The organism is Nonomuraea sp. NPDC001684, assembly GCF_053596515.1.
Window position 1 is genome coordinate 1 of record NZ_JBSFGJ010000434.1, and the last position, 7,887, is coordinate 7,887.

At 75.2% G+C, this 7,887-nt stretch carries 7 protein-coding genes; all 7 read left to right on the top strand.

Features of this window, described 5'->3' with window-relative positions; translation table 11 throughout:
• The first annotated feature begins 267 nt into the window (after positions 1 to 267).
• Positions 268 to 1,899: a carbamoyltransferase family protein gene (locus ACWCSD_RS42740; protein ID WP_352364009.1), complete on the top strand. Its 1,632-nt coding sequence runs from the start codon at positions 268 to 270 to the stop codon at positions 1,897 to 1,899.
• Positions 1,896 to 2,993 (top strand): glycosyltransferase family 2 protein, encoded by a 1,098-nt coding sequence (locus tag ACWCSD_RS42745; protein ID WP_449923697.1) that lies wholly within the window; start codon positions 1,896 to 1,898, stop codon positions 2,991 to 2,993. The genes ACWCSD_RS42740 and ACWCSD_RS42745 overlap by 4 nt, the downstream gene beginning before the upstream one ends.
• Entirely contained in the window at positions 2,990 to 4,207 is a 1,218-nt protein-coding gene (locus tag ACWCSD_RS42750; protein WP_449923700.1) for a glycosyltransferase family 9 protein, read from the top strand. Before ACWCSD_RS42745 ends, ACWCSD_RS42750 begins: the two co-directional genes overlap by 4 nt.
• Positions 4,204 to 5,397 (top strand): glycosyltransferase, encoded by a 1,194-nt coding sequence (locus ACWCSD_RS42755; protein WP_449923703.1) that lies wholly within the window; start codon positions 4,204 to 4,206, stop codon positions 5,395 to 5,397. Before ACWCSD_RS42750 ends, ACWCSD_RS42755 begins: the two co-directional genes overlap by 4 nt.
• A 2-nt stretch (positions 5,398 to 5,399) precedes the next feature.
• Positions 5,400 to 5,948: a D-sedoheptulose-7-phosphate isomerase gene (locus tag ACWCSD_RS42760; protein WP_449923706.1), complete on the top strand. Its 549-nt coding sequence runs from the start codon at positions 5,400 to 5,402 to the stop codon at positions 5,946 to 5,948.
• Positions 5,948 to 7,291: a PfkB family carbohydrate kinase gene (locus tag ACWCSD_RS42765; protein WP_397158761.1), complete on the top strand. Its 1,344-nt coding sequence runs from the start codon at positions 5,948 to 5,950 to the stop codon at positions 7,289 to 7,291. The genes ACWCSD_RS42760 and ACWCSD_RS42765 overlap by 1 nt, the downstream gene beginning before the upstream one ends.
• The coding region (locus tag ACWCSD_RS42770; protein WP_449923709.1) for an SDR family NAD(P)-dependent oxidoreductase at positions 7,288 to 7,887 on the top strand (600 nt) is incomplete at its 3' end. The genes ACWCSD_RS42765 and ACWCSD_RS42770, both read left to right, overlap by 4 nt.

Here is a 7,887-nt window from a genome sequence, read left to right on the forward strand (position 1 = left end):
CGTTCTTGGCGAAGTCCCAGATGGGTCCGGCCTTCTGGTCGCCGCAGCCGCTGTAGTCCTCGCCGGCCTTGCCGCCCTCGTGCACGTTGGCGACGTCTCACCTCCGTCGCGTGGTCCGGCAGCTACCCGGGCCACCACCCGGCAAACAACTACTCAGAGTGACCAACCCCAGGCGATTACGCCCGTTTTCGCATCTCCCGAGGTAGCCCCAGGTTTGAGAGCCGCTTCTCTCGGTAGCGGTTCTCGACATCTGCGGGGGAGGAAACGATGAAGTTTCTCGGCATCAACGCGATCTTCCACGACCCGGCCGCGGCGCTGGTCGTCGACGGGAAGATCGTGGCCGCGGCGGAGGAGGAGCGCTTCAGCCGCCGCAAGCACGGCAAACGGCCGCTGGCGTTCTCCGCGTGGGAGCTGCCCGAGCAGGCCGCCGCCTGGTGTCTGCACGAGGCGGGCCTGTCCCCCGAGGACCTGGACGCCGTGGCCTACTCCTACGACCCGGCGCTGGTGGTCCAGCGGCCGGAGGGCGACTGGGAGGACCTGCGCACGAAGTACGCCGTCCGAGCCCCCGCCTTCCTGGCGACCGCGCTGCCGGGCCTGGACGCCGGGCAGGTCACCTACGTGCCGCACCACGTGGCGCACGCCGCCTCGGCCGGCCTGGCCTCCCCCTGGCGCGACTGCGCGGTGCTGGTGTGCGACGGGCGCGGCGAGAACGTCTCGCACCTGGCCGGCCGCTACCGCGACGGCGAGCTGGAGGTGCTGGCCGCCCAGGAGCTGCCGCACTCGCTCGGCCTGATGTACGAGGACGTCACCCAGCACCTGGGCTTCCTGCGCTCCAGCGACGAGTACAAGGTCATGGCCATGGCCTCCTACGGCCGGCCGCGCCACCTGGAGTCGCTGCGCGAGATCATCTACACGACCGGCGACGGCGGTTTCCGCGTCGAGCCGGTCGACTGGAACGTCTACGTCAAGGCCCTGGCCATGGGCGAGCCGTGGACCTCCGACCACGCCGACCTGGCCGCCAGCGTGCAGGCCCGGCTGGAGGAGGTGCTGCTGGAGCTGGCCCGCTGGCTGCACGAGCGCACCGGCGAACGTCGGCTCGCGCTGGCCGGCGGGGTGGCGCTGAACTGCGTGGCCAACACCCGGCTGCTGGACGAGGGGCCGTTCGAGGAGGTGTGGGCCCAGCCGGCCGCCGGCGACTCCGGCACGGCGCTGGGCGGCGCGCTGCACCTGGCGCAGACCTACGGCGAGCCGGCCGGTCCCATGCCGGGCGCGGCGCTCGGGCGCGGGTTCACCGACGAGGAGCTGGGCGCCTGGCTGGACGTGGCGCGGGTGCCGTACACGCGGCCGGCCGACCTTGGCGCGGCGGTGGCCGCCGAGCTGGCCGCCGACCGGATCGTGGCCTGGTTCCAGGGCCGGTCCGAGTACGGGCCGCGGGCCCTCGGCCGCCGGTCGCTGCTGGCCCATCCGGGGCACGCGGGCAACACCGAGCGGCTCAACGACGTCAAGGGCCGGGAGCAGTTCCGGCCGATCGCGCCGATGGTCCTGGAGTCCAGGGCGCCGGAGATCTTCGGGCGGGGGCCGGTGCCCTCGCCGTACATGCTGTTCGTGCACGACGTGCGCGAGCCCTGGCGGGACCGCATCCCGGCGGTGGTGCACGTGGACGGCACCGCGCGCATCCAGACGATCTCGCCGGCCGACGACCCGCTGATGGCGCGGGTGCTGACCGAGTTCGAGGCGCGCACGGGGCTGCCGGTGGTGGTCAACACCAGCCTGAACACCGCGGGCCGGCCGATGGTCGACGACCCGCGGGACGCGCTGGAGTGCTTCGGCTCCTCGCCGGTGGACGTGCTGGCGCTGGGGCCCTACCTGGTGCGGCGCGGGGAGGTGTTCGCGTCGTGATCACCGTCGTGATCCCCACCATCGGCCGCGCCACGCTGCGGGAGACGCTGGCGGCGGTGGGCCGGTCGGTACCGGTGATCGTGGTGGACGACCGGCGGGCGGGCGCCGCCGCGCTGGAGCTGCCCGATCACGTGCGGGTCGTGCGCTCGGGCGGCCGCGGCCCGGCCGCGGCGCGCAACGCCGGGTGGCGGGCCGCCGGGACGCCCTGGGTGGTGTTCCTCGACGACGACGTGATCCCCGCGCCCGGGTGGGCCGAGGCGGTCTGGAAGGACCTGGTGGACCTGCCCGACGACGTGGGCGGCAGCCAGGGCCGGATCGTGGTGCCGCGACCGGTCGGCCGGCGGCCCACCGACGCCGAGCGGCACACGCTGGGGCTGTCGGACGCGCTGTGGGTGACCGCCGACATGGCCTACCGGCGTTCGGTGCTGGAGCAGACCGGCGGGTTCGACGAACGTTTCCCCCGCGCCTACCGCGAGGACGCCGACATCGCCCTGCGGGTGGCGCGGGCGGGCCACCGGCTGGTCGCGGGCGAGCGGGTGACCACGCACCCGGTGCGCCAGGACGGGTTCTGGGCGAGCGTGCGCTTCCAGCGCGGCAACGCCGACGACGCGCTGATGCGGCGCCTGCACGGGCCGGACTGGCGGCAGGCGATCGGCGGCTCGGGCGGCCGGCTGCGCCGCCACGCCGCCACCTCGGCCGCCGCGCTCACGGCCGCCGCCCTCGGCCTGGCCGCCACCGTGGCCCGCCCGTCCGGGAAAGGACGCGCGGACCGGTGGCCCCACAGGCGGCCCGGCGGACGGCCCGGCAGTCGGCCCGGCGGGCGGCTCGATCGGCGGCCCGGCAGGCGGGGCGCGGCCGGCAGGTGGGACGCGGCCGGCAGGTGGGACGCGGCCGGCGGGTGGCGGGCGTTGCCGGTGCTGGCCGCGGTCGCCGGAGCCCTGTGGGCCGCGATGACCGCCGAGTTCGCCTGGCGGCGCATCGCCCCAGGGCCGCGTACCCCGCGCGAGGTGTGGCGCATGGCCGTCACCAGCGTGGTGATCCCGCCGGTCGCCTGTGTGCACCGGCTTCGGGGGGAATGGAGGTGGCGGCGATGAGACGTCGCGATCCGGCGGCTCGGTGCGGCCGCGGCCGTACGAACGCCACGCGGTGCCGCGGCAAGGCCGGACGGGCCGCCCGCGCCCGCAAGCCCGCGGAACCCACCACAGCGCAGACCACCACAGCGGAGGCCGGCACGCTGGAGGCGGTGGCGTGCCGGGCGGCCGGAGAGCACGGCGGCGGCCGGGGACGCGTCCTGGTGGCGCGGCTCGACGACGCCGGAGACGTCCTGCTGGCCGGGCCCGCCACCCGGGCCGTGCGCACGCTCGCCGACGAGCTGGTCTTCCTGGCCGGTCCCAACGGCCGGGCCGCCGCCGAGCTGCTGCCCGGCGTGGACCGGGTGATCGAGTGGCGGGCGCCGTGGATCGACCACTCCCCCGCCGCCGTGTCCAACGCCCAGGTGGCCGACCTGATCGCCCGGGTGGAGGGCGTGGACGAGGCGCTGCTGCTGACCTCCTTCCACCAGTCGGCGCTGCCGCTGGCCCTGCTGCTGCGGATGGCCGGCGTGCGGCGCGTCTGCGCGATCAGCAACGACTACCCCGGCTCGCTCCTGGACGTCCGGCACGTCGTGGACGAGACGCTCGACGTGCCCGAGGCCGAGCGCATGCTGGCCGTCGCGCGGGCGGCCGGGTTCGAGCTGCCACCCGGCGACGACGGCAAACTGGCTGTTCGGCGGCCCTTGCCGGATATCGGCCGGGAAAGCGGGCATCTCCTAGGCGTCGGCGGCGCTGCCGATGAACGCTCGTACGTCGTGGTGCATCCAGGGACGTCAGCCCCCGCCAGAACGTGGCCGGCCGACAAGCATCGGCAGGCCGTCAGGGAGCTGGTGGACGACGGGCACCGGGTCGTCGTGACCGGCAAGGAACGTGACCTCACCGCCTACGTGGCCTGCGACGCGGCAGTCGACCTCGGGGGCAGGACCACGTTCGCCGAGCTGGCCGCCGTGATCGAAGGCGCCAGTGTGCTGGTGGCCGGGAACACCGGTCCCGCGCACCTGGCCGCGGCGGTCGGCACACCGGTCGTGAGCCTGTTCGCCCCTGTCGTCCCCGCCGCTCGATGGGCCCCGTACGGCGTTCCCACGGTGCTGCTCGGCGACCAGCAGGCGCCCTGCTCGGGAAGCAGGGCGCGCACCTGTCCGGTGGCCGGGCACCCGTGCCTGTCCCTGGTGACAAGTGAGCAGGTGGTCAAGGCAGTGAGGGAGCTGACGCAGTGAAGGTCGATCTCATCTCCGAACACGCCGATCCGCTGGCGGCCATCGGTGGCGTGGACGCGGGCGGGCAGAACGTCTACGTCGCGCACCTGGCCGTCGCACTGGCCGAGCGCGGGCACACGGTCGTCGTCCACACCAGGCGCTCGGCGCGGTCGCAGCCCGACGCGGTGACCATGGCGCCCGGCGTCACGGTCGAGTACGTCACGGCGGGGCCGGCCGCGGCCGTGCCGAAGGACGAGCTGCCGCCGTACATGCCGGAGTTCACCGAACGCCTGGCCGACCGATGGGCGGCCGACCCGCCGGACGTGGCCCACGCGCACTTCTGGATGAGCGGCCAGGCGGCCCTGCGGGCCGCCGCCGGGGGCGTGCCGGTGGTGCAGACCTTCCACGCGCTCGGCACCGTGAAGCGGCGCTGGCAGGGCGAGGCCGACACCAGCCCGGCGCACCGGATCGACACCGAGCGCGAGATCGGCAAGCGGGCCGACGCCGTGCTGGCCACCTGCAGCGACGAGGTCAGCGAGCTGTGCGCGATGGGCGTGCCCGAGCGGCGCGTCACGGTGGTGCCCTGCGGGGTGGACCTGACGGCGTTCCGCCCGCAGGGGCCGGTCGCGCCGCGCGCGGGCGCCAAGGTGGTGCTCAGCATCGGCCGGATGGTGCCGCGCAAGGGCGTGGACACCCTGATCGCCGCGCTGCGCCAGCTCCCGGACGCCGACCTGGTGATCGCCGGCGGCGGCCCGGACGACGAGGAGGAGACCGCCCGGCTGCGCGACCTGGCCCTCGCCTACGGGCTCCAGGACCGGGTGCACCTGATCGGCAGCGTCCCGCGCACGCACGTGCCGGCGCTGATGCGCTCGGCCGACGTCGTGGTCACCGTGCCCTGGTACGAGCCGTTCGGGATGGTCCCGATCGAGGCGATGGCCTGCGGCGTGCCCGTCGTGGCCTCGGCGGTCGGCGGCCACCTGGACACGGTCGCGGGCTGCGGCGTGCTGGTCCCCCCGCGTCGCCCGCGGGCGCTGGCCAGGGCGCTGCGCGACGTGCTCGCCGACCCGGGCAGGCGTGCGGCGCTGGGCGCGGCGGGGGCGCGCCGGGCCCGCGAGCGGTACGGCTGGTCGCGCATCGCCGAGCAGACCGAGGCGGTGTACACGCAGGTCATCGACGGCAAGCTCTGCCGCCTGGCCGCTCTGGGGGGTTGATCATGGACAGACATCTGGAAAAGCTCTGGACCACGCTGGAGAAGGTCGACGACCACGCGGTCACCATCCGCGCCTGGGGCGGGAAGCTGGCCGGCGTGCTGTCGGCCGGCGGCCGGCTGCTGGCCTGCGGCAACGGCGGGTCGGCGGCCGAGGCCCAGCACCTGACGGCCGAGCTGGTGGGCCGGTTCAGGGCCGACCGGCCGCCGTACGCGGCGATCCCGCTGCACGGCGACAGCTCCTCGATGACCGCGATCGCCAACGACTTCGGCCACGAGGAGGTCTACGCCCGCCAGGTGCGGGCGCACGGCCGTCCCGGTGACGTGCTGATGTGCCTGTCCACCAGCGGCGGCAGCCCGAACGTGCTGGCCGCGGCCCGGGCGGCGCAGGAGGTCGGCGTCGTCACCTGGGCGCTGACCGGGCCCGCGCCGAACCCGCTGGCCGACCTGTGCGACGAGGCGGTGGCCGTGCCCGCGCAGGAGACGGCCACCGTCCAGGAGGTGCACCTCGCCATGATCCACCTGCTCTGCGACGCCATCGAGGAGGCCGTCTGATGGGCCCCCTCGTCGTCATCGGCGACACACTGCTCGACGTGGACGTCGAGGGCGACAGCGAGCGGCTGTGCCCGGACGCGCCGGTCCCGGTGGTCGACATCGCGGCCGAGCACGCCCGCCCCGGCGGGGCCGGGCTGGCCGCGCTGCTGGCCGCGCGGGACGGCGCGGAGGTGGTGCTGATCACCGCGATCGGCGACGACCCCGACGGTCACCGCCTGTGCGCGCTGCTGTCGGAGGAGGTCGAGCTGGTACGCCTGCCGCTGAACGGCGGGACCGTGCGCAAGACCAGGGTCAGGTCGAGGGGCCAGACCATGCTCAGGCTCGACAGCGGCGACGGCGTCACCCGGTCCGACCCGCCCGGCGAGATCCCCGAGGAGATCACGGCCGTGCTGGCCCGCGCCGGCGCCGTGCTGGTCTCCGACTACGGCAGGGGCGTGGCCGGCCTGGCCCGGGAGCTGCTGCGCGAGGCCCGCGTACCGGTCGTGTGGGACCCGCACCCCCGGGGCGGGCCGCCCATGCCGGGCTGCACGCTGGTGACGCCGAGCGAGGCGGAGGCCAGGATGTTGTGCCCGGACGGCTACCGCGGCCCCGACCACGCGGCCCGCCGCCTGGTGCGGGAGCTGCGCGCGGGAGCCGTGGCGGTCACCACCGGCGGCAACGGCGCCACGCTGGCCGTCCAGGGCGGCCCGCTGACGCGGGTGCCGCCGCCGGTGACGGCGTCCGGGCAGGACGCGTGCGGCGCGGGCGACCGGTTCGCCGGCGCCGCGGCGCTCGCGCTGCGGGACGGCGCGGACGTCGAGGAGGCGGTCACCATCGGCGTCGGCGAGGCCTCGCGCTTCGTCGAGCGCGGCGGGGCCGCCACCGTCAGGACCCAGGAACAGCGGCTCGGCGACCGGCCGCGCACCGCGCTGGAGGTGGCCAGGCTCACCCGCGCGCAGGGCGGCCGGCTGATCGCCACCGGCGGCTGTTTCGACCTGTTGCACGCGGGGCACGTGAGCCTCCTGCGGCGGGCCAGGGCGCTGGGCGACGCTCTCGTCGTCTGCGTCAACTCCGACGACTCGGTGCGCAGGCTGAAGGGCCCGTCCAGGCCCGTGGTCGACGCGCGGGACCGGGTCGAGGTGCTGCGGGCGCTGAGCTGCGTGGACGCGGTCCTGGTGTTCGAGGAGGACACCCCGGCCGAGTCCATCGAGCTGCTGCGGCCCGACGTGTGGGTGAAGGGCGGGGACTACGAGGGGGAAGTCCTGCCCGAGTCAGAGGTCCTGAAGCGGCTCGGCGCCGAGTTCGTCGCGCTCAGCACGCTGCCGGGACGTTCGACCAGCAATCTGATCAGGGAGATCCAGTGAATATTTTGATCACCGGGGGCGCCTCCGGTCTCGGCCTGGCCACCGCCGAAGCGGTCGAGAAGGAGGGCTGGCGGGCGCTCGTCGTCGACGTGCGCGAGCCGGACCAGCGCTTCGACCACGTCACGGCCGACCTGGCCGACCGCGGGCAGGCCGAGCGGGCCGTGCGCGAGCTCGCCGAGCGGGCCGGCGGCCTGGACGGCGTGGTGACCGCGGCCGGCATCGACGCCTGCGGACGCCTGGAGGACGTGCCCGCCGACGACTGGGAGCGGGTGATCCAGGTCAACCTGCTCGGCACGGCCGCCGTCGTCCGGGCGGCGCTGCCGTATCTGAAGCGGAGCCGCGGCAAGGTGGTGACCTGCGCCTCGACGCTCGGGCTGCGCCCGCTGAGCGACGCCTCGGCGTACTCGGCCTCCAAGTTCGGCGTCGTCGGCTTCACCAGGGGGCTGGCGGTCGAGCTGCGCGGCGAGGTGGGGGTGACCCTGCTGATCCCGGGCGGCATGCGGACGAGCTTCTTCGACGGGCGTCCCGAGCAGTACAAGCACATCGTGCTGATGTTCTTCAGCGAGCCCGCGGCCGACGGCCCGGCGATCTCGGTG